Source organism: Salinirubellus salinus (assembly GCF_025231485.1).
Taxonomy (GTDB): domain Archaea; phylum Halobacteriota; class Halobacteria; order Halobacteriales; family Haloarculaceae; genus Salinirubellus; species Salinirubellus salinus.
The window spans coordinates 3,239,842-3,258,871 of sequence record NZ_CP104003.1 but is presented as its reverse complement, the minus strand read 5'-3'; the positions used below and the strand labels follow the sequence as shown (position 1 = coordinate 3,258,871).

Sequence of the window (19,030 nt, the reverse complement as noted above, 5' to 3'; positions counted from 1 at the left end):
AAACGCTATCTCGGGGGCTCGCCTGCGGGTGCCATGGCCGAGCGACCCTACGAGGTGGCCGACGGCGCCGAGTTCTACCCGATGGCGCTGTTCCCGCAGTTGGCCGTCTCGGACACGGAGCGCAGCACCGCGTGGTACGAGCGACTCGGGTTCGAGCCCGTCTTCGCGTACGGCGAGACGGTCCACCTCCGGTACGCGACGGGGGCCGACCTGATGCTGGTCGGGCGCGGCGCCCCCACCGGGGCCGGGGCCGGCGTGACCGTCTACGTGAACGCGAGCGAGCCACTCGAGGACGTGTTCGAGCGGCTCCGCACCACTGGTGGCACGGCCGAGGAGCCGACGGAGACGCCGTACAACACCCGCGAACTGCGGCTCCGCGACCCGGACGGCTACCAGTTCGTGTTCAGCGAACCCGTCGACACGGACCGGTCGTTCGACGAGGTGCTGGGTGGCGCGTGACGGAGCGCGGGGTGGGTCCCGCCGGTCACGGGACGGGGGCGAAGTACCGCGCCAGTTCGTCGCCGAACTCGGGCGCCAGCGCCCCGAGCGTCTCGCCGGCGAGCACGTCGTAGCCGCGCTCCAGCGAGGATTCGACGTGCGGGCCGAGCGCCACGCCGAACAGCGCGTCGCTCTCGCAGAAGGCGACGGGCGTGCGGAACTCGCGTTCGCGCTCGACGACGTAGCGCCCGTCCTCGATGTAGGGGCCGTAGACGTCCGGGTCGTCGTCGTACTTCCCGTAGAACCCCTCGGCGTGCGCGCGCACCCCGACCGGCGGTCCGTCGTGGCGCTGGACGTGCGGACGCTCGGCGACGCCACACTCGACGAGGAGGACCGCGTGCTCGTCGGTGGCGAAGCGGGCCGAGCGGAGCGGGTCGAACCCGCGCCGGGCGAGTTCGTCGCGGAGGCCGGCGAGTGACTTGTCGAGCTGTGGGTAGAGCTGGTCCTCCACGACGTCTGGCGTCTCGAAGCGCACCGCGACGGGTTCTGTGGCCCGTTCGCGGACGGCCTCGCGGACCCCCGCGGCGTCGAGCGGCGCCGGGTCGTGCGGCTCGAACAGCGACTCGCGTGGGCCGGCGAGTAACGCTCGGCTGTAGTGCTGGAGGCGCGCGACGTTGGTGGCCGAGCAGGCGGCCGCGACGTTCCGCTCGGGGTCGGTGGGGTCCACGACGACGAGGTCGTCGCCGTACTCGCGGGTGCCGTGGTCCTCGGGGTCGAAGCGGACGGGAGGGTTCCAGTCGGCCGCCGACTCGACGAGTTCGCGGAAGCCGCCGAACTCGAGGATGAGGAGTTCGACGAGGTAGCCCGAGAACCCCTTGGTCCGGAGGTTCGAGCCGTAGGCACCGACGGCCTTCAGGAACGCCTTGGCGACCCTGACCTCGCCGGCGAGGGCGTCGTCCAGTCGCTCGGCGAGGTAGGCGTTGTGGAACGGAGTGCGGTCGACGGCCGACTGGATCTCCGCGGCGCTGTCGACGTCGTAGCACGGCACGCAGTCCACGTCGAAGCCGTCGTACTCGCCCTTGACGTAGGGGTGTTCGGCGTACTCCTCGTGGCCCTCGGGGAGGACGTGGCTCCCGACCTGCAGGCCGTAGGCCTCCAGTCGCTCGCGCGAGAGATCGTCGGGGAACCGGACGAACAGGTCGATGTCGCGGTCGCCGGCGAGCCACGTGCCGCGGGCGGTGGAGCCGACCCGGACGATGTCGGCGTCGACGCCGATGTCCTCGACGGCCGCCTCGGCGCGGGCCGTGAGTTCGGCGGCCACCGACTCGAGGCGGGCGCGCTCCTCGGCGTCGGGCGTGACCCGGTCGTGGACCGCTCGGACCACCGCGTCGAACGCGTCCTGCTCGTCGCTCATCGCCGGCGATTCGGGGGAGTGGCGTGAAAGCGTGTCGATGGCTGGTGGGGGAGTGACACGCCGACGCGGAAGCGAAAGCCCTATGAAATCAATCCGACTACGGTGGAGTGTAAGCCGCCTTAGCTCAGTTGGTAGAGCACCTCGCTGTTACGGCCGCGCAGTCTCGCGCTGTCGGCCGCAGAGACGAGGTGGTCCCAGGTTCGAGCCCTGGAGGTGGCGTCCCGCGGATACCTTCTGCGAGCAGTCTCGGCTGCGAGCGACCGCTACTCCTCCCGCCCCAGTTCCCGCGCCAGCGCCACCAGGTACCCCATCCCCCGCTGGACCTCCTCGTCGCGGAGCTCACGGGCGAACCCGACGAGGCCGAGTCGGGTCTCCGGGGCCGCCTCGGCCGCCTCGAGCGCCCGGAGCATCCGCCCCACCTCGCCCGCCGTGGTCGGGTCCTCGAGCAGGTCGGCCGTCTCCTCGCCGAGTTCGGTCTCGAACTGCCGGAGGGTCTCGCCCGCCTCGGCGAGGTCCCGGAGGGTGCCATCGCGTTCGAGCGCCGCGAGTTTCCGGAGCGCACGCTCCATGTCGCCGGCGTTCGTGCCGACGGCGGTGGCGAGTGTCGCGAGGGCGGCGGGGTTCTCGGTACCCGTCCCGGCACCGAACAGGGCGGAGGTGGTCTCGGCGAACCCGTCGAGGAGTTCCTCGGCGGGCGTGCGCCGCGGACGGCGCTCGCGGTCGGTCGACCGGCGTGTACCGTCGAGTACGTCGTTGGCCCGGTCGAGTCGCTCCACGAAGGCGACGACCTCGGCGGGGCGCTCCTCGATGGCCCGGTCGAGGGCACGACGGGCGTCCTCTGGCGTGGGGTCGTCCGCGTCGTCCATGGCCTCCGGTGTGGGCCGTACCTCCTAAAACGGGCCGCTCTGTTCGCGTGGCGTCGACCGCCCGCGAGCCGTGAGGTCGTTCACTTCGTCGTCTCGACGAAGACGCTCCAGTAGTCGTCGTGTTCCTCGACGCCGAGGAGGTCGTGACCGGCCTTCTCGACCCACTCGGGGACGTCGTGGCTGGAGGAGCTGTCGCTCGTCTGGAGTTCGAAGACGGTGCCGACGTCCGCGTGTTTTATCTCGCCGATGAGGTCCATCAGGGGCCCGGGGCAGGTCGCGCCGCGGGCGTCGATCGTCACGTCAGGGTTGATCTCCGTGCTCATTGTCTCGTGTTGGGTTCTGTGGTCGTGATACGCTGCTACAGGACTGGCCGCAGCGCAGGGTCAGACGAACATCACCTGCTTGTCGGCGGCGTGGGTCAGGAACCCGGAGACGCCGAGGACGTCGTCGAACACGTCGACGTAGTCGTCGAGGTCCTTGTCGAGGGCGTCCATCGAGAGCTCACACGCGTAGACGTGGATGGGGCCGAGGTCCTTCGCGCGGGCGAGGTTCTCACTGAACAGCGACATGTTCATGTGCTCGGCCTCCAGCATCGCGCGGCCCACGGCGCTCATCTCGAAGTCCATCCCCGCGACCACGTCGCGGTCGAAGGCCTCCAGTCCGTCCATCGTGGCGAACACGTCGACGGGGATGTCGGACGCCGCCGCGATGGACGCGATGTTGCTCACTGCCTGTAGTCGTTCGAACTTTCCGGACGCCAGTACGATCGCGTAGCCTGTCATCGTCGGTTCACGGCGACAGAGACGGCGAGCACGGGGATAGTGAGGTGCGATGATTACAAGACCGTGAGAAAGTGCGTTTCGAGTGATAGTTCTGACGGGGCCGTCCACACGCCGACCGGGGGAACCGTCGCTCGAGGGCGAGCGACCATCTCGGCCGTTCTACTTTCACCGAGGGGGCGGCGAGCGTTGAAGTGCGACGTCGGAGTGAGAGGTCGCATGGGCGAGTTCCACGGAAACCAGCACACTGAAACAGAGTACGAGGGGTACACGCACGAGGAGTTGGTCGCATCACTACAGATGCTCGCCGAGGAGATGGGCCAGCCACCGACCACACGAGACGCGCAGGCTGACGACCGATTTCCCTGTCTCGAGCGGATGTACAGCGTAATCGACTCCAGCTGGTCCGAGGTGCTCCGGGAGGCCGGGGTGACGCCGGACGGGATGCAGGTGGGGGAGTACGGCGAGGCCGAGCGGGATGCGATGGTGGTGGACGTGCAGTCCGTTCACGAACGGGTGAGTACCGACCACCTGACGATGCGACAGTACGACGAGTACGGCGAGTACGCTAGCAGTAGCGTGAAGAAGCACTTCGGGTCGTGGCGCGAGGCGTGTGAGGCGAGCGGAATCAGCCCCGGAGAGCGACACGGAACGTCCACGATGGGACCCGGAGGTGCGAGACTCGACAGTCGGCACGAACTGGCCGTCGCGATGTATCTACACCAGAACGGCATCGAGTACGAGGTCCACCCGCCGCTCGGAGAGAACAACTGGTACGGTGATTTCTACCTCGCGGACCGGGACCTCTGGGTGGAGGTGAACGGGTACGCCTCCGGCGAGCGCCCCAACGCCGAGCAGTTCGAGCGAAAACTGGCGCTCTACGACCGGACCGGCAAGGAGTGTGTGGTGGTCCGGAGCGTGGAAGAATTGGAACAGACACTGGGCGGGCGAGGTGATGCGTTAACCCGACAGGTTCAATAATCCGGGCCGGGCAGTTCGGTACACAGGGCCCTTAGCTTAGTCTGGTTCAAAGCCCCCGGCTCATATCAGTTTCCCGACATTTTTCGGGACTGTGGGACACCGGGTGATCGCTGGTTCAAATCCGGCAGGGCCCATGCAGATCCCGAGCGACTGCGAACTGAGAGTCGGGGGAATTGAGCGGCTGTTCCCACTACGCTGCGTCGCTACTCGACGTCCACCGCGATGGGGGGAACGTCACTCTGACCACGGTCCCTTTCGGCTCGTTCTCCGTCATCTCGAGGGACCCGCCGAGTGGGGTCAGGAGCCACTTGACCACCCACAACCCGATGCCGCGCCCGTGCTTGAGCTGGCTCTCTTCCCCCTCCGTGAGCACCTGCCGCTCTAGCTCGGGGAGGCCACGTCCGTGGTCGGCGATGGAGATCTGGAGCGACCCGTCTGCCGTCTCACGGAGTCGGACAGTGACGGTCGGAGCCTCCTCGTCGGTGTGTTCGACCGCGTTCTCGACGAGTTCCTCGAGCACGAGCCGGAGGGCATCGGAGTTACCGAGCAGGACCGGCTCGAGCCCCTCGACTCGAACGGTCGCGGCCGGCGTCACCGCTCGATGCTGTGCGGCGACGGCGTCGGCGAGTGGGCGTATCTCGACCGGCGTGGTGTCGTGGAGCTGTCGGTAGACGCGGTCGAACTCTCGCGCGCGCTCGGCGGTGCTCAGGAGGCCGTCGGCCGCCGCCTCGATATCCTCGAGGGCGTCCAGCGCCTCGGTCCGTGAGAGTGTGACGGATGCGTCGCTCGCGCCGAACGAATCCCGAAGCAGGCCGGCGTGACCCAGCACGACGTTGAGTTCGTTGCGGAGGTTGTGTCGGAGGATCCGGTTGAACACCATCAACTGCTGCTGGCGCGTCTGTTCGTCCGTGATGTCCGTGATCGTTCCCCGCAGCAGCGTGCCGCCGTCGTCGGGGGCGACCGGCGTTCCCGTCGTGCGGACGACTCTGGTACTCCCCTCCGCCGTGACGAGACGTGCTTCCACGTCGTAGGGGAGGTTCCACTCCAGCGCTTCGGTCACGGCGTTCTCGATGCGCCCACGGTCGTCGGGGTGGTAGAACTCGAGGGCGTCGTCGACCGTCGGCTCGTACGCCGACTCCACCTGGTGGAGCCGGCGTGTCCCGGCCGTCCAGCGAAGGGTATCCGTCTCCGGGTTCAGCTCCCAGCCCCCCACGTTCGCCTTCGCCTCGGTCCGCGTCGAGAGGTCCTGTTGCCGTCGTATCTCCCGCCGGTACTCCCGCTGCGTCGTGACGTCCGTCTGGATCGCGACGAAGTGAGAGATAGTCCCGTCCTCTCGGTCTGCGACCGGCGCGATGGTCTGGTTGGCGAGGTACGTCTCCCCGTCGCGCCGACGGTTGACGACCTCCTCCTCCCAGACGTCGCCGCTCGCTATCGTCTCCCAGAGCCGCTCGAAGTACTCCGGGTCGTGGTGGCCGGAGTTGAGTATCGCCGGGGTTCGACCGATCGCCTCCTCGGCAGGGTACCCGGTCATCTCCTCGAACGCCGGGTTGACGTAGACGATCTCGCCAGAGGCGTCCGCGAAGAAGATGGCGTGTCCGGCCGCCTCGACCGCTCGCCTGAACGACGACGGACTGGTGATCGCTCGCTCGGCCCCTGTCACGGGGTCGGGCCCTCCGCCGTCGAACCGGGCTTCCCTGGTGGATTCATTCGAACAGCCCGGTCGTTGGGGCCACGTACGCAAATAAGCCCGTGTCAGTCCGGCGTGATTTCACCCGTCTCGAGAGGCGCCCACGTGACCGGAACGTCGTGTCTGTGAGCTCCCGACGGCTGTGAACCGCGAATCTGTGATCGTCCACTCTCCCCGTGCGTATCAATTCGAGTCGACACTTCCCCGACGAGACTCGCCGCTCGCGGGGCGACCGGCTCAGCGGCCGCCGGCCGGTCCTCGCCAACGCTTTTGCCGCTCCCTCCCCCACGTCCGACCATGACCGACGACCTGCCGGCCGAACTCGACCCCGCGGACCTGCCCGACGACCCGGAGCTCCTGAAACAGCTCGTCTGTGACCTCTACGCGACCGTCGTCGCCTCCGAGGAGTTCATCGACCAGCTGGACGGGGCGGAGCTGGACGACGAGACGGGGATGGGGTGGCTGACACACCACCTCGCCGAGGGGAGTCCCGTCGGCGGGGAGCGCGAGGACTGAACACGGCCCACCCCCGACGTGAGTCGACGGGGCGCGATGTCCGTGCCGACTTGAACCCACCCGTGCGCGACGGGGGAACTTTCTTGTTCGCCGACCGCCCGTGCCAGTCCATGCCAGCCGTATTCCTGACCGGATTTCCGGGCTTCCTCGGGTCGGCGCTCGTGAAGCGACTGCTCGACAGACACGACCAGGAGACCACCGTCACCTGTCTGGTCCAGTCGAAGTTCCGCGCCGAGGCGGAGGAGCGTGCCGCGACCATCGAGGCCGACCACGGGACCGACGGCCGCATCGACCTCGTCGAGGGAGACATCACCGAGACCGACCTCGGCCTCGGCGACGCGTACGACGACGTCGTCGCCGACACCGCCCACGTCTACCACCTCGCGGCCATCTACGACCTGACGATGGACCGGGCGCCGGGGAAGGCCGTCAACATCGAGGGGACGCGCAACGTCACCGAGTTCGCCGTCGCCGCCGGCGTCGAGCGCTACCACTACGTCTCCACCGTGGTCGTCGCGGGCGACTACGAGGGCCGTTTCGAGGAATCGATGCTCCAGGAGGGACAGACGTTCTTCAACTACTACGAGTCCACGAAGCACATGGCGGAGGTGGCCGTGCGCGAGCGGATGGACGAGGTCTCGACGACCATCTACCGACCGGGGGTCGCCGTCGGCGACTCGGAGACCGGCGAGACCCAGAAGTACGACGGCATCTACGCGTTCGTGGAGGGGCTGGTCGACCAGGGGAACACCGCCGTCGTCCCGGTGCCGCGCGGCGCCTCGGCGGCGGAGTTCAACGTCGTCCCGAGCGACTACATCGTCGACGCCATCGGCTACCTCTCGGGCATCGACGAGAGCGAGGGGAAGACGTACCACCTCGCGGACCCGGACCCCCCGTCGACGACCGAGATGGTGAGGCTACTGGGCGAAGCGGCGGGGAAGGACCGCACCATCGTCCTGCCGTACCCGAAGCGCCTCGTGGAGGGGCTTCGCGGGTCGCTGACGCCCCTGCTGGGCGAGTCAGACCTGCTCAAGAGCGGGGGGCTGGAGTACCAGACGTGGCCGGCGTCGTTCGACTGCACGAACGCCGTCGAGGACCTCGAAGGGTCGGGCATCGAGTGTCCGCACTTCTCGGAGTACGCGGAGAGCCTCGTCTCGTTCTACGAGGCGAACCCGGACATCGGCACCGAAGGGATGAACTGAGCCGGGGGGCGGGCTCAACGATAGTGCTTGAACAGGAGCCGTTTCACGTCACCCTTGGTCCGGACGGCCTCCGTCGTCCCGTCCGGGAGGTCGACCTCGTAGGGGGCGTCACCGCCGGACTTCCGCCAGACGTCGTCGTTCTCCTCGAGGAGCGCCGCGGCCGCCGTGAGCGGCGAGCCGCCACCACCCGACCCGGACCCGCCGGTCGAGGCCGACTCGGTCGCCCCCGTGTCGGCCTCCGTCTCCTCCGCCTCGTCCGTCTCGTCGGCTCCCCCGTCCGCCGAGTCGCCGTTCGACGGGGGCGCGGCGTCGGCCTCGACGGTGGCGCTCGGTGGGGTGTAGGTGTCGAGCAGGTAGTCGATGGCGTCGGTGGGGGTGGCCCGGCCGTAGCGGCCGACGTAGGCCGCCTCGACGTCGGCGGTCACGGCCTCGAGGCGTTCGAGTTGCTCCTCGGTGAGGCGAATCTCCGGCATACCGGACGCTGGTGACCGAGGGGCCATAGCGGTTCGCCCCGACTCGGCGCTCAGACAGACCCGGAGCCGAACGCCGCGGTGGGGGCCTCGTCTCCGGCCGGGCCGCCGGGGAGTTCGCTCGCACAGCCGCGACAGAACGCGTACTCGGCGGCGTTCTCCGCGCCACACACCTCGCAGTCGACGGTGGGCGTGTCGTCGTCGAACTCGACCTCGGGTGCCGGCGAGTCGAGGGCCTCGAGCGCCTCGTGACGGGTCCCCGTCGCTCCTTCGGCCTCCGAACGACGCCAGTACGCGTACCCCAGCGTCAGGAGGTGGACGACCACCAACCCCGCGAGTAGCCACGACGGCTCGATGCCCAGCATGTGCTATGCTATAGCACGGAACCACTTCGACTTTTCGCCAGTGACGGCCACCCACGGGGAGACGAGAGCGGCGGTGCTGGGTGGTGCAGAGCGGTGAGGTCTCACGGGCGCACCTGTCCGCCGCGAGCAGAGAGCGGTTCGCGCCTGTGACACGAACCCGACGAGGAGCGTTCGGTCGCGGCTAGGTGGTGAACTCCTCTCCCTCGTACTCCTCCAGTACCCACTCCAGTTCCTCGATGGCCCGCAGGATGGCCACCTCGGCCTCGTCCTCGAACGCCGACGAGGGGGGGTCGTGACTGTCGTACTCGGCTTCGAGCGCCGCGATCCGGTCGCGGATGGCCTCCTCGCTGCGCATGTCCGGTCCTCCGGCCGCGGGGTATTGATGGTGTCGGTGAGGCCGCCGCGCGGCGGCCTCGCTCCCGGTGGACTCCCTACAGTCGGCTATCGAGACTCGCCTCGCTACGCTCGGCTCACCCACAGTTTAAATCCGAAACCGCCCAACCCTCCCTCAATGGAACTGACGGCGGTCGACGGTATCCCCGAGTGGCTCCCCGGGCACCTCTCGGACGAGGGAATCGAGGCGCTCTACCCGCCGCAGGCGGAGGCAGTCGACGCCGGCGTGACGCGAGGGGAGAGTCTCGTGGCGTCGGTACCGACCGCCTCCGGCAAGACGCTCGTCGCCGAACTCGCGATGCTCGCCAGCGTCGCGGCCGGGGGGAAGGCGCTCTACATCGTCCCCCTGCGCGCGCTCGCGAGCGAGAAGAAGGCCGAGTTCGAGCAGTTCACCCCCTACGGCGTGGAGGTCGGGGTGTCGACGGGGAACTACGAGTCCAACGAGCGGTGGCTGGGCGAGAAGGACATCGTCGTCGCCACCTCCGAGAAGGTGGACTCGCTGGTGCGCAACGGCGCCTCGTGGCTCGACCGACTCGACTGCGTCGTCGCCGACGAGGTCCACCTCGTCGACGACCCGAACCGCGGCCCGACGCTCGAGGTCACCCTCGCCAAACTCCGGCGCATCAACCCGAACCTGCAGGTGGTCGCGCTCTCGGCGACCATCGGCAACGCCGAGGAGCTGGCCGGGTGGCTGGACGCCGAACTCGTCGACTCGGAGTGGCGGCCCATCGACCTCCGCAAGGGCGTCCACTACGGCCAGGCGCTCCACTTCGACGACGGGAGCCAGCGGGAGTTGCGGGTGAAGTCGAGCGAGCGGGCGACCGAGGCCATCGTCCGCGACACCCTGCAGGACGACGTGGACGAGGACGGCGAGGTCGTGGAGGCTGGTGGCTCCTCGCTGGTGTTCGTCAACTCCCGGCGGAACGCCGAGTCCGCAGCGAAGCGCCTCGCGAACACCACCGTCGACCACCTCGATGGCGACGAGGTAGCGCGCCTGCAGGCGGTCAGCGAGGAGATACGCGGCGTGAGCGACACCGAGACGAGCGACGACCTCGCCGACTGCGTGGCGAAGGGCGCGGCGTTCCACCACGCCGGCCTCGAGTCGCGCCAGCGCTCTCTCGTCGAGGACGCGTTCCGCGACCGGCTCATCAAGTGCGTCTCGGCGACGCCGACGCTCGCGGCCGGGGTGAACACCCCTTCTCGTCGCGTCGTCGTCCGCGACTGGCGGCGCTACTCCGGCGACGCCGGCGGGATGACGCCGCTCTCGGTGCTCGAGGTCCACCAGATGATGGGCCGGGCGGGGCGGCCGGGGATGGACCCCTACGGCGAGGCGGTCCTGCTGGCCAACAGCCACGACGAACTGGACGAACTGTTCGAGCGGTACGTCTGGGCGCAACCGGAGCCGGTCCGGTCGAAACTCGCGGCCGAGCCGGCGATGCGGACCCACATCCTCGCGACGGTGGCGAGCGGCTTCGCCTCCTCGCGGGACACCCTGCTCGAGTTCCTCGAGGAGACACTGTACGCCGCCCAGACGGACGAACAGGGACGCCTCGAGCGGGTGATGGAGCGGATGCTCGGCTACCTCGAGGCGAACGGGTTCGTGGAGCGCGAAGCGGACGGCGGGCTGAAGGCGACGGGGCTGGGCCACACCGTCTCGCGGCTCTACCTCGACCCGATGAGCGCCGCGGAGATCGTGGACGGACTGCGCGAGGCGAGCGAGGCCGGGCGCGACCCGACCGCGATGGGCCTCTACCACCTCGTCTCGCGCACGCCGGACATGTACCAGCTCTACCTCCGCTCGGGCGACCGCGAGGAGCTGACGATGGAGGCCTACGAGCGCGAAGGGGAGTTCCTCGGCGCGATGCCCAGCGAGTTCGAGGACGAACGGTTCGAGGACTGGCTCTCGGCGCTCAAGACCGCGCTCCTGCTGGAGGACTGGGCCGAGGAGGTGGACGAGGACCGCATCACAGAGAAGTACGGCGTCGGCCCGGGCGACATCCGGGGGAAGGTCGACACGGCGGGCTGGCTCCTCGGGGCGGCGGAGTCGCTCGCCGCCGAACTCGACCTCGGGAGCGCCACGGCGGTCCGGCGGGCGAAGAAGCGCGTCGACGACGGGGTCCGCGAGGAGTTGCTCGACCTCGCCGGCGTTCGCGGGGTCGGTCGGAAGCGTGCCCGGCGGCTGTTCGAGGCGGGCATCGAGACCCGCGCGGACCTCCGAGAGGCCGAGAAGGCGGTCGTGCTGGGAGCACTCCGGGGGCGCCGGAAGACGGCCGAGCGCATCCTCGAGAACGCCGGCCACCAGCACCCCTCGATGGAGGACGTGGAGGCCGACGAGTCCGCGGCACCGGTGGTGGACGAGCGTGACGGTGCGGAGGCCGAGGACGGTGCGGAGAACCAGGCGACGTTCGGGGACTTCTAGCGGGGCGAACGGCCGCGCCGAACCGCTCGCGCGAGCGAGCGTGTGCGGTGGGACGGTGAGCCGAGCGTAGGGACGAACGTCGGCAGAGCTTGCGCTGCCGGAAGGGGAGGGCCACGCCGTGTCGGCTCGACAGAGCCGACCGGCCGACAGCGGTGCGGTCTCGGTTGTACCGCGACCCGCGTCTGCACACCCGCCAGCACGTCGACGAGGCCGGTCTGGCCACGGGGACGACCTGCAACTGGTCCCCGAGCACGGACCGAAACGTGTAGGCCCGCGCGGTTTCGAGGCCGGGTATGGAACTGGTGGAGGGCGTGGTCCACGTCGGCACCGACGCCGAGCGGAGTCACCCCTCCGTCGGCGCGTTCGTCGAGGCGCTCGACGCCGTCGGCGACGAACACGGCGTCACGGCACAGGCGTTCGACGCCCGGTACGTCGTCTCGCGTCGGCACCTCGAGCGGGCACTCGAACTCGCGGACCGGGAGCGCTCGCGGGGGGCGGGCATCGCCCGCGACCGGGGGGTCGAGGTCCTGCTGTACGCCGCCGGCCGCCGACAGATAGACCGAGCACTGGAGCTGGGCGTCGGCGAGGGCGAGACGCCCGCCGTGGTGCTGGTGGCCGCTGACGGGGCGGGCGACGAGGCCGGGGCGGCCGAGGCGGTGCGCGACCTGCTCGAGCCGGCCGCGACGCTCGACGCGTTCGACGAGACCCGCGTGCGCGAGTTCTTCGACGTGGGCGAGCGGGAACTCGCGGCGACCGACGCCAGTCTCGAAGAACTGGTCCTCGAGCGCGTGGCGCTGCTGGTGGTCGACCGGTAGCGGCAAAATTTGCAGATTCCTATGACGAACGTGACTCGGAGACAGTGACGGTGTCCCGTGTTCGGTATTGCGGTAACATTTGTCGCAGACAGCGGTGACGGTGGCTGCTACCCATCAGGGTAGTATGTCACACAGTGACTTGCAAAGGCATGAGCGACGCAGAGAACCCGGACGACGCACACGCGGGCCACGACCACGCACAGCACGACCACGAGGGACCGGGCTACGCGACCCCGCAGGCGGCCATCGAGGAGTCCGAACCCGAGGAACTCGCCTACGTGATGTGCCTGTACGTGGGGACGGACGTGGAGGCCCCCGACTTCCTCGGGGTAGTGGACCTGGATCCCGACTCGGACACCTACGCCGAGGTGGTCGACCGGGTGGAGATGCCCAACATGGGTGACGAACTCCACCACTTCGGGTGGAACGCCTGCTCCTCGTCGTGTCACGTCGGGGGGCTGGAGCGACGACACCTCGTGATCCCCGGCCAGCGCTCCTCGCGCATCCACATCGTGGACACGGAGGACCGCCGGAACCCGGAGCTGACGCACGTGATCGAACCCGAGGAGGTGTTCGAGTACGACCTGAGCGCGCCACACACGGTCCACTGCATCCCCGACGGCCAGATCGTGCTCTCGATGCTCGGTGACGCCGACGGCGACCTGCCGGGGGGCTTCCTCCAACTCGACGAGTCGGACTTCTCGATCGTCGGGCGCTGGGACGCGCCGGGCGACATCGAGATGAACTACGACTACTGGTACCAGCCACGGCGGAACGTGATGATATCCAGCGAGTGGGCCGCACCGAAGACCTACTACCCGGGCTTCGACCTGGACGACGTGGAGGCGGGCAAGTACGGCCGACAGCTCCACGTCTGGGACTGGGAGGCCGGCACCGTCGAGCAGACCCTCGACCTCGGCGAGGAGGGGATGATACCGCTGGAGGTCCGGTTCCTCCACAGCCCCGACCACGCCCACGGCTACGTGGGGGCCGCGCTCTCCTCGAACGTCTTCCACTTCCAGGAGACCGAACGCTCGCCGGACGAGCGAGTGGGCCACTTCGAGGCGGAGAAGGTCATCGACATCGAGCCCCGTGAACACGAGGACTGGGACATGCCCGTCCCGGGTCTGGTGACGGACCTGCTGGTGTCGATGGACGACCGCTACCTGTTCTTCTCGAACTGGCTCCACGGGGACGTGCGGATGTACGACATCTCGGACCCGTCGAACCCGCGGCTGGCCGACCAGCTGTGGGCGGGCGGGAACTTCGGCCCGAGCCACCCCATCGAGGGCGAGCGGGAGGTCATCGCTGGCCCGCAGATGCTCCAGCTCTCGCTCGACGGCGAGCGGCTCTACTGGACCACCTCGCTGTTCTCCTCGTGGGACAACCAGTTCTACCCCGAGGAGGCCGAGCAGGGGTCCGTGATGCTGAAGGCCGACGTCGACCCCCGGCGCGGGACGATGGAACTCGACGAGGAGTTCCTCGTCGACTTCGGCGAGATGCCCCACGGCCCGTCACGCGCCCACGAGATCCGGTGGCCCGACGGGGACTGCACGAGCGACGTCTGGCAGTGAGTCGGCGACGGGTGACACTCGTCCGCGAGGGCGACGGCGAGCGGCGCGAGACGACGGTGCGGGCCGAACCGGGCGAGACGGTGCTGGAGGCGGCCGGGCGGGCGGACGAACACGTCCCGTTCGGCTGTCTGACCGGTGCCTGTGGGACCTGCACGGCCGAACTACTCGACGGGGAGGTCCGGTATCGCCGCGCCCCACGGGCGCTGAAAGCGCGGCACATCGAGGCGGGGTTCGTCCTCGCCTGCGTGGCCGTGCCGGAGACGGACTGTCGCCTGCGGGTGGGCGCGAACGTGCAGGCCGAGCTGGTCGAGAACCCGTGGAAGTGAATCGGGCGGGACCGAAGGCCCCGCTGGAAGCCGGCGCTTCGCGCCGACGACGACGCGAACGAGGGTGGTGGTGGTGGACGAGCGAAGCGGGGCGACCGTCCCCCGCCGATTCGTTCCGAAGGTGTATCAGTCACGCCGGTGCTATCCTGAGGTATGGACGGTGAGTCCCACGGGGGCGGTACGCGCGACCCCGTGGACCGCGAGACTGGACGGACGACGTTGACCGCTGGAGACGGCCGCGGCGGGCGACACGAGGTGGAGGTGGCCTACGACGTGGCCGGCGACCCCGACGCCCCGCCGGCGCTGTTGCTCCACGGCTGTGGGCTGGACGCCGCCTCGGTGTCGTACCGCTACCTGCTGCCCGAACTGGCCGCCGACCGGCGAGTGTACGCGCTGGACCTGCCGGGTCACGGCCGGAGCGAGAAGCCGAGCGTGCGCTACACGACCGACTACTTCGAGGGGGTCGTCGACGCCTTCCGCGACGCGCTGGGGCTGGAGTCGCCCGCGATGGTCGGCATCTCGATGGGCGGGGCGGTGGCTCTCGGCCACGCGCTCGACCGGGAGGTGGACCGTCTCGTCCTCGTCGACAGCTACGGGCTGGGTGGGGACGCCGCGTGGCGCCCGGCCGCGAGCGTCGGCCTGCGGGTGCCGGCGCTCCACCGCGCGTGGTGGTCGACCTTCGCGGCCAGCGAGGCGAGCGTGCGGGCCCACCTCCGGACGCTGACCGGCGCGGCACCCCCCGGGGAACTGGTCAGCGACGTGCACGGCGTCGTGGGCGACCCGGCTGTGGGCCGGACCGTCCGGTCGTGGCAGCGCTCGGAGTTCGGCGCGACGGGGTTGGCGACGGACCACTCGTCGCGGCTCGCGGGACTGGAGGTGCCGACGCTGCTGGTCCACGGGAAGCGCGACCCGCTGTTGCCGGCGGCGTGGGCGTCGCGGGCGGCCGAACAGCTCCCCGACGCGGAGGCGCGGCTCTACGACGGGGTGGGACACTGGGCCCCCAGAGAAGTGCCGGGGCGGTTCGTCGCGGACGTGACCGGGTTCCTCTCCTGACTACTCGATGAGGACGACGGCCTCGCCGTCGATGACGGGGTCGTCGTCGCGGAGCACCTGCGTCCGGAGTCGGAAGCGGTTGCCGCCGAGGTCCTCGACGGCCTCCACGTCGGCGGTGACACGGTCGCCGATGCGGACGGGCGCGCGGAACTCGGTGTCCTGCGAGAGGTAGACGACGGTACCGGGGAGACGGGCGAGGGCGGCGGAGATGAGACCGGAGACGAGGCTGCCGTGGACGATACGGCCGCCGAAGCGGGTCTGGCTGGCGGCCTCGTCGTCGAGGTGGAGGGGGTTGGTGTCGCCGGAGACGGCGGCGAACTGTTCTACGTCCTCGGCCGAGAGGGTCTTGCTGAAGCGGACGCTGTCACCGACCTGCAGGCCGCCGTCGGTGGCGTCGAGCTCGACCTCCCATCCGGGGAGTGTCGCGTCGGCCGCGACCGTCGTCTCCACCTGACCGTTCCCGAGCGTGGCGGCGGTGTCGCCCCACGTCTCCTCGGTCGAGACCCCCATCGCGGCCATCGCGGCCCGGTTGGCGGCCAGGTAGTTCTCGAACGCCCGCGTCGACGCCCGTGACCAGGCGTCGAACAGCGACGAGTAGGAGTCGGACATCACTACCACGTATGAAGGTACACGGCGTCTTAAAGGGTGTGGTCGGTTCGGGGCTGGAAACCACCCGATACCATCCAGAACCATCAGACACCACTGAGAGTAACACTTATCCTCGTGCGGGGCATCACTACCAGTACGCGATGAGCGAGGACGACGACGGGCTGAGTTTGCCCCCGATGTTCAAGGCGTTCCAGCAGGCGACCGAGTCGGCGACCCGCAGCCAGCAGGAGCTGCTCCAGCAGCTCTTGACCGGCACGGCGGGCGGCGACCGGGGCGGGCTGGCCCCCCAACTGGGCAGCATGAGCCAGATGGCGATGTTCAAGACGCGCGTCCAGAGCGGCGGGCGCATCAGCATCCCCGACGCCGAGCGCGAGGCCCTGGACATCCAGGAGGGCGACATCGTCCAGACCGTCGTCATCCCCGTCAAGCGGAACCGGAGTGATTCAGATGAGTGACGATTCCCCCTTCACGACCCCCGTCAGCACAGTGTTCGAACTCCAGCGGAACCTGATCGAGCAGAGCCAGGAGGCCGTCGGCCGTAGCCTCGAGTTCCAGCAGCGCCTGAACGCGATGGCGATGGACGGCATGGGCTCGACGGAGACGGCCCAGCGCTCCACGGTGGAGCTGGCCGAGTCCGGCATCCACAGCTATCTCGACGCCGTCGAGGCGACCGTCCCCGGCAGCGCCGAGATGGTCGCCGAACTGCGCGAGAACGTCGACGAGGCGTTCGACGGGCTCTACGAGGCCCACGCCGACGCGTTCGACGCCGCCGGCGAGGGGATGGAGCAGGGCATCGAGAACTACGACGAGTTCTCCGAGGAGTACCTCGCGACGCTCGACGAGCAGGTCGAGGCGCTCCTCTCCGCGCACGCCGACGCCGAGGAACAGACGATGGAGGCGTTCGAGCGCCTCGAGGAGCAGTTCGACGAGATGAGCGAACAGATGACGGAACAGAGCGACGCCTTCCAGGCGCGCTTCGAGGAGCAGCTCGAGGCGTTCGGCGGCCAGCTCGAGGAGGTCCAGGGTCGCATCGAGGAGATGCAGACCCGGATGACCCAGCCTGCCGACTGAGCCCCGGTCTCCGCCGAGAACCACCCACAGAAATATTCACCTACACCGAGACATGTCACGTATGACCGAGCGCAACCGCGGGATGCAGGAACAGTGGACCGAGATGTTCGGTCGGATGAACGAGGCGATGGCCCGGACGATGGAGCAGAACGTGGAGGCACAGGCCGCGTTCGCCGAGTCGTGGGCCGACGCGATGGACGAGTCGATGCCGACCGAGGAGGCGATGACCGAGGGGTTCGAGGGCGTCGCCGGCGCCTACGACGTCTGGATGGACGCCGCCGAACAGCTGTTCGAGCGGACCGCCGACGCCGCCGAGGGCGAGGACGTCGAGCTCGGCGAGATGCGTGACATCTGGCTCCAGAGCGCCAACGAGGCGTTCAAGCAGGTGATGAGCACCTCCGCGTTCGCCGCGGGCAACGGTCAGCTATTCGAGGCGCTGATGGACCTGCAGGAACAGAGCCGCGAGGCGAGCACCGAGGCCCTCGCCCAGATGGGGATGGCCAGCGCCAAGGAGGTCGACGAGGTGGCCGAGCGCCTCGTCGAACTCGAGCGCCGCCAGCACAGCGTCGAGAAGAAGCTCGACCGGATCCTGGCGGCCGTGGAGGAGTGAGATGTCCCGCGAACAGCGACCCACCAACCCGTTCGCCCTCGCGTTGAACACCCAGCGGGAGCTGTTCTCCTCGGCCACCGAGGCGCTGGAGAAGTCCACCGTCATCGACGAGCAACTGGAGCGGGCCGAGAGCGTCGACGTCGGCCAGACACCGAGCGAGGTCGTCTACACGGAGAACAAACTGGAGCTTCTCCACTACGAGTCCCAGACCGACGAGCAGCACAAGGTCCCCATCCTCGTCGTCTACGCACTCATCAACAAGCCGTTCATCCTCGACCTGCAGCCCGACCGCTCGGTCGTCCGACGGCTGCTCGAGGCGGGCCACGACGTCTACATGATCGACTGGAACGAGCCCTCGCGCCTCGACCAGTACCTCACGCTCGACGACTACGTCAACCGCTACATCGACAACTGCGTCGACGTCGTCCGCGAGCGCTCCGGCCAGGACAGCATCAACATCCTCGGCTACTGCATGGGCGGGACGATGACGGCGATGTACGCCGCGCTCCACCCCGAGAAGGTCCGTGCGATGGGGCTGATGGCCGCGGGCCTCTACTTCGAGGACACCGGCGGCGTCCTCGAACTCTGGGGTGACGAGCAGTACTACGACCCCGAGACGGTGCGTGACGCCTACGGCAACATGCCCGCCGACGTACTCGCCATCGGGTTCGCGCTGATGGACCCCGTCTCGAACTTCGTCTCGAAGTACGCTCGGTTCTACGACAACATGGAGGACGACGACTTCGTCGAGAACTTCGCGCGGATGGAGCGCTGGCTCGACGAGGGCATCGACGTCGCCGGCGAGGCGTACGTCCAGTTCCTCGAGGACATCTACCAGGGGAACAAGCTCTACGAGAACGAGCTCGAACTGGACGGGAAGCACGTCGACGTCTCGAACATCGACATGCCGCTCCTGTTCATCATGGGCGAGTACGACCACCTCATCCCGTGCGGGGCGAGCGAACCGTTCGGCGACATCGTCGGCACCGACGACGTGACGAACATCAAGTACCCGACGGGCCACATCGGCCTCTCCGTCTCGGGCTCCTCGCACAAGGAGGTCTGGCCGCAGGTCGCCGACTGGTACTACGAGAAGTCCGGAGGGTGCGAGGGCGAACGGAGCGAGCCCTCGGAAGGGGCGAGCGACGCAGCCGCGAGCCACGAGGCCGAGACGGACGACTCGGAGGTCGCCGTCGAGGTGGAGACCCCCGCCGACACCGACACCGAGGTCGAAGTCGAGGCCGAGGCCGACCCCGCCGCGTCCGAGGGCGACGACCTGGAGGAGCTGAACGGCATCGGGCCGACCTACGCCGAGCGCCTCCGGTCGGGTGGCGTCGCGTCCGTCGCGCAACTGGCGGAGGCTGACGCGGAGACGCTGGCCGAACTCGCCGAGGTGCCCGTCTCCCGCGCCGAGGGCTGGCTGGAACAGACCCGGTAGTCAC

General features: G+C 69.0%; 22 protein-coding genes and 2 tRNA genes. 15 read left to right on the top strand and 9 right to left on the bottom strand.

Features of this window, described 5'->3' with window-relative positions:
* The first annotated feature begins 33 nt into the window (after nucleotides 1-33).
* Nucleotides 34-459, top strand: coding sequence for a VOC family protein (locus tag N0B31_RS17155; RefSeq protein ID WP_260592840.1), 426 nt, complete (start codon nucleotides 34-36; stop codon nucleotides 457-459).
* A 25-nt stretch (nucleotides 460-484) separates the two neighbouring features.
* Here the strand turns inward: N0B31_RS17155 and cca are convergent, their stop codons facing one another.
* Nucleotides 485-1,852, bottom strand: a complete 1,368-nt coding sequence (cca, locus tag N0B31_RS17150; protein ID WP_260592839.1) for a CCA tRNA nucleotidyltransferase — start codon at nucleotides 1,850-1,852, stop codon at nucleotides 485-487.
* Between the two features lie 113 nt (nucleotides 1,853-1,965).
* On the opposite strand from cca, the gene N0B31_RS17145 reads away from it, so the two are divergent.
* A tRNA-Asn gene (locus N0B31_RS17145) sits at nucleotides 1,966-2,071 on the top strand.
* A 44-nt stretch (nucleotides 2,072-2,115) separates the two neighbouring features.
* Here the strand turns inward: N0B31_RS17145 and N0B31_RS17140 are convergent.
* From N0B31_RS17140 to N0B31_RS17130, 3 genes are all read right to left on the bottom strand, one after another.
* Nucleotides 2,116-2,718, bottom strand: a complete 603-nt coding sequence (locus N0B31_RS17140; RefSeq protein ID WP_260592838.1) for a DUF1641 domain-containing protein — start codon at nucleotides 2,716-2,718, stop codon at nucleotides 2,116-2,118.
* Between the two features lie 80 nt (nucleotides 2,719-2,798).
* Entirely contained in the window at nucleotides 2,799-3,041 is a 243-nt protein-coding gene (locus N0B31_RS17135) for a sulfurtransferase TusA family protein (RefSeq protein WP_260592837.1), read from the bottom strand.
* A 60-nt stretch (nucleotides 3,042-3,101) separates the two neighbouring features.
* A complete protein-coding gene (locus tag N0B31_RS17130; RefSeq protein WP_260592836.1) occupies nucleotides 3,102-3,500 on the bottom strand; it encodes a DsrE family protein in 399 nt (132 codons plus the stop codon).
* Between the two features lie 216 nt (nucleotides 3,501-3,716).
* Between N0B31_RS17130 and N0B31_RS17125 the strand changes: the two genes are divergently transcribed.
* Together N0B31_RS17125 and N0B31_RS17120 are read left to right on the top strand one after the other, a co-directional pair.
* Nucleotides 3,717-4,478 carry a homing endonuclease associated repeat-containing protein gene (locus N0B31_RS17125; protein WP_260592835.1) on the top strand — a complete coding sequence of 254 codons (762 nt, stop codon included), beginning with the start codon at nucleotides 3,717-3,719 and terminating at the stop codon, nucleotides 4,476-4,478.
* Nucleotides 4,479-4,503: 25 nt separating this feature from the next.
* Nucleotides 4,504-4,612 (top strand) — tRNA-Ile (locus N0B31_RS17120).
* Between the two features lie 56 nt (nucleotides 4,613-4,668).
* Here the strand turns inward: N0B31_RS17120 and N0B31_RS17115 are convergent.
* Nucleotides 4,669-6,138 (bottom strand): PAS domain-containing sensor histidine kinase, encoded by a 1,470-nt coding sequence (locus tag N0B31_RS17115; protein ID WP_260592834.1) that lies wholly within the window; start codon nucleotides 6,136-6,138, stop codon nucleotides 4,669-4,671.
* A gap of 324 nt (nucleotides 6,139-6,462) precedes the next feature.
* On the opposite strand from N0B31_RS17115, the gene N0B31_RS17110 reads away from it, so the two are divergent.
* Nucleotides 6,463-6,681 carry a hypothetical protein gene (locus N0B31_RS17110; RefSeq protein WP_260592833.1) on the top strand — a complete coding sequence of 73 codons (219 nt, stop codon included), beginning with the start codon at nucleotides 6,463-6,465 and terminating at the stop codon, nucleotides 6,679-6,681.
* Nucleotides 6,682-6,791: 110 nt separating this feature from the next.
* A complete protein-coding gene (locus N0B31_RS17105; protein WP_260592832.1) occupies nucleotides 6,792-7,883 on the top strand; it encodes an SDR family oxidoreductase in 1,092 nt (363 codons plus the stop codon).
* A 14-nt stretch (nucleotides 7,884-7,897) separates the two neighbouring features.
* Here N0B31_RS17105 and N0B31_RS17100 read toward each other — a convergent pair whose 3' ends face one another.
* The 3 genes from N0B31_RS17100 to N0B31_RS17090 all read right to left on the bottom strand — a co-directional run bounded on the left by N0B31_RS17100 (nucleotide 7,898) and on the right by N0B31_RS17090 (nucleotide 9,073).
* The gene (locus N0B31_RS17100; RefSeq protein ID WP_260592831.1) at nucleotides 7,898-8,356 is read right to left on the bottom strand and encodes a hypothetical protein; all 459 of its coding nucleotides are present in this window, start codon (nucleotides 8,354-8,356) and stop codon (nucleotides 7,898-7,900) included.
* Between the two features lie 50 nt (nucleotides 8,357-8,406).
* Complete coding sequence (locus N0B31_RS17095; RefSeq protein ID WP_260592830.1) at nucleotides 8,407-8,718, bottom strand: DUF7577 domain-containing protein; 312 nt, start codon at nucleotides 8,716-8,718, stop codon at nucleotides 8,407-8,409.
* Between the two features lie 181 nt (nucleotides 8,719-8,899).
* Complete coding sequence (locus tag N0B31_RS17090; RefSeq protein ID WP_260592829.1) at nucleotides 8,900-9,073, bottom strand: hypothetical protein; 174 nt, start codon at nucleotides 9,071-9,073, stop codon at nucleotides 8,900-8,902.
* Nucleotides 9,074-9,229: 156 nt separating this feature from the next.
* Between N0B31_RS17090 and N0B31_RS17085 the strand changes: the two genes are divergently transcribed.
* From N0B31_RS17085 to N0B31_RS17065, 5 genes are all read left to right on the top strand, one after another.
* Nucleotides 9,230-11,530, top strand: a complete 2,301-nt coding sequence (locus N0B31_RS17085; RefSeq protein WP_260592828.1) for an ATP-dependent DNA helicase — start codon at nucleotides 9,230-9,232, stop codon at nucleotides 11,528-11,530.
* 293 nt (nucleotides 11,531-11,823) lie between these two features.
* On the top strand, nucleotides 11,824-12,345 hold the full coding sequence (gene cgi121, locus N0B31_RS17080) for a KEOPS complex subunit Cgi121 (protein ID WP_260592827.1): 522 nt from the start codon (nucleotides 11,824-11,826) through the stop codon (nucleotides 12,343-12,345).
* Nucleotides 12,346-12,494: 149 nt separating this feature from the next.
* Nucleotides 12,495-13,919: a selenium-binding protein SBP56-related protein gene (locus tag N0B31_RS17075; RefSeq protein WP_260592826.1), complete on the top strand. Its 1,425-nt coding sequence runs from the start codon at nucleotides 12,495-12,497 to the stop codon at nucleotides 13,917-13,919.
* Complete coding sequence (locus tag N0B31_RS17070) at nucleotides 13,916-14,245, top strand: 2Fe-2S iron-sulfur cluster-binding protein (protein ID WP_368389196.1); 330 nt, start codon at nucleotides 13,916-13,918, stop codon at nucleotides 14,243-14,245. Before N0B31_RS17075 ends, N0B31_RS17070 begins: the two co-directional genes overlap by 4 nt.
* Before the next feature lie 153 nt (nucleotides 14,246-14,398).
* Entirely contained in the window at nucleotides 14,399-15,298 is a 900-nt protein-coding gene (locus N0B31_RS17065) for an alpha/beta fold hydrolase (protein WP_260592825.1), read from the top strand.
* Here the strand turns inward: N0B31_RS17065 and N0B31_RS17060 are convergent, their stop codons facing one another.
* Entirely contained in the window at nucleotides 15,299-15,907 is a 609-nt protein-coding gene (locus tag N0B31_RS17060; protein ID WP_260592824.1) for a MaoC family dehydratase, read from the bottom strand. It abuts the gene before it with no gap.
* A gap of 140 nt (nucleotides 15,908-16,047) precedes the next feature.
* On the opposite strand from N0B31_RS17060, the gene N0B31_RS17055 reads away from it, so the two are divergent.
* From N0B31_RS17055 to phaC, 4 genes are all read left to right on the top strand, one after another.
* The gene (locus tag N0B31_RS17055; protein ID WP_260592823.1) at nucleotides 16,048-16,362 is read left to right on the top strand and encodes an AbrB/MazE/SpoVT family DNA-binding domain-containing protein; all 315 of its coding nucleotides are present in this window, start codon (nucleotides 16,048-16,050) and stop codon (nucleotides 16,360-16,362) included.
* The gene (locus tag N0B31_RS17050; RefSeq protein ID WP_260592822.1) at nucleotides 16,355-16,978 is read left to right on the top strand and encodes a hypothetical protein; all 624 of its coding nucleotides are present in this window, start codon (nucleotides 16,355-16,357) and stop codon (nucleotides 16,976-16,978) included. Before N0B31_RS17055 ends, N0B31_RS17050 begins: the two co-directional genes overlap by 8 nt.
* A 61-nt stretch (nucleotides 16,979-17,039) precedes the next feature.
* On the top strand, nucleotides 17,040-17,588 hold the full coding sequence (locus tag N0B31_RS17045) for a poly(R)-hydroxyalkanoic acid synthase subunit PhaE (RefSeq protein ID WP_260592821.1): 549 nt from the start codon (nucleotides 17,040-17,042) through the stop codon (nucleotides 17,586-17,588).
* Between the two features lies 1 nt (nucleotide 17,589).
* Nucleotides 17,590-19,026, top strand: coding sequence for a class III poly(R)-hydroxyalkanoic acid synthase subunit PhaC (phaC, locus tag N0B31_RS17040; protein WP_260592820.1), 1,437 nt, complete (start codon nucleotides 17,590-17,592; stop codon nucleotides 19,024-19,026).
* Nucleotides 19,027-19,030: the final 4 nt, after the last annotated feature.

Coding starts and splice junctions, on each gene's coding strand:
- N0B31_RS17130 (WP_260592836.1), bottom strand. CDS start 3,500: ATGACAGGCTACGCGATCGTACTGGCGTCCGGAAAGTTCGAACGACTA.
- N0B31_RS17125 (WP_260592835.1), top strand. CDS start 3,717: ATGGGCGAGTTCCACGGAAACCAGCACACTGAAACAGAGTACGAGGGG.
- N0B31_RS17045 (WP_260592821.1), top strand. CDS start 17,040: ATGACCGAGCGCAACCGCGGGATGCAGGAACAGTGGACCGAGATGTTC.
- cgi121 (WP_260592827.1), top strand. CDS start 11,824: ATGGAACTGGTGGAGGGCGTGGTCCACGTCGGCACCGACGCCGAGCGG.
- phaC (WP_260592820.1), top strand. CDS start 17,590: ATGTCCCGCGAACAGCGACCCACCAACCCGTTCGCCCTCGCGTTGAAC.
- N0B31_RS17060 (WP_260592824.1), bottom strand. CDS start 15,907: ATGTCCGACTCCTACTCGTCGCTGTTCGACGCCTGGTCACGGGCGTCG.
- N0B31_RS17050 (WP_260592822.1), top strand. CDS start 16,355: ATGAGTGACGATTCCCCCTTCACGACCCCCGTCAGCACAGTGTTCGAA.
- N0B31_RS17055 (WP_260592823.1), top strand. CDS start 16,048: ATGAGCGAGGACGACGACGGGCTGAGTTTGCCCCCGATGTTCAAGGCG.
- N0B31_RS17140 (WP_260592838.1), bottom strand. CDS start 2,718: ATGGACGACGCGGACGACCCCACGCCAGAGGACGCCCGTCGTGCCCTC.
- N0B31_RS17105 (WP_260592832.1), top strand. CDS start 6,792: ATGCCAGCCGTATTCCTGACCGGATTTCCGGGCTTCCTCGGGTCGGCG.
- N0B31_RS17100 (WP_260592831.1), bottom strand. CDS start 8,356: ATGCCGGAGATTCGCCTCACCGAGGAGCAACTCGAACGCCTCGAGGCC.
- cca (WP_260592839.1), bottom strand. CDS start 1,852: ATGAGCGACGAGCAGGACGCGTTCGACGCGGTGGTCCGAGCGGTCCAC.
- N0B31_RS17110 (WP_260592833.1), top strand. CDS start 6,463: ATGACCGACGACCTGCCGGCCGAACTCGACCCCGCGGACCTGCCCGAC.
- N0B31_RS17090 (WP_260592829.1), bottom strand. CDS start 9,073: ATGCGCAGCGAGGAGGCCATCCGCGACCGGATCGCGGCGCTCGAAGCC.
- N0B31_RS17065 (WP_260592825.1), top strand. CDS start 14,399: ATGGACGGTGAGTCCCACGGGGGCGGTACGCGCGACCCCGTGGACCGC.
- N0B31_RS17085 (WP_260592828.1), top strand. CDS start 9,230: ATGGAACTGACGGCGGTCGACGGTATCCCCGAGTGGCTCCCCGGGCAC.
- N0B31_RS17155 (WP_260592840.1), top strand. CDS start 34: ATGGCCGAGCGACCCTACGAGGTGGCCGACGGCGCCGAGTTCTACCCG.
- N0B31_RS17135 (WP_260592837.1), bottom strand. CDS start 3,041: ATGAGCACGGAGATCAACCCTGACGTGACGATCGACGCCCGCGGCGCG.
- N0B31_RS17075 (WP_260592826.1), top strand. CDS start 12,495: ATGAGCGACGCAGAGAACCCGGACGACGCACACGCGGGCCACGACCAC.
- N0B31_RS17095 (WP_260592830.1), bottom strand. CDS start 8,718: ATGCTGGGCATCGAGCCGTCGTGGCTACTCGCGGGGTTGGTGGTCGTC.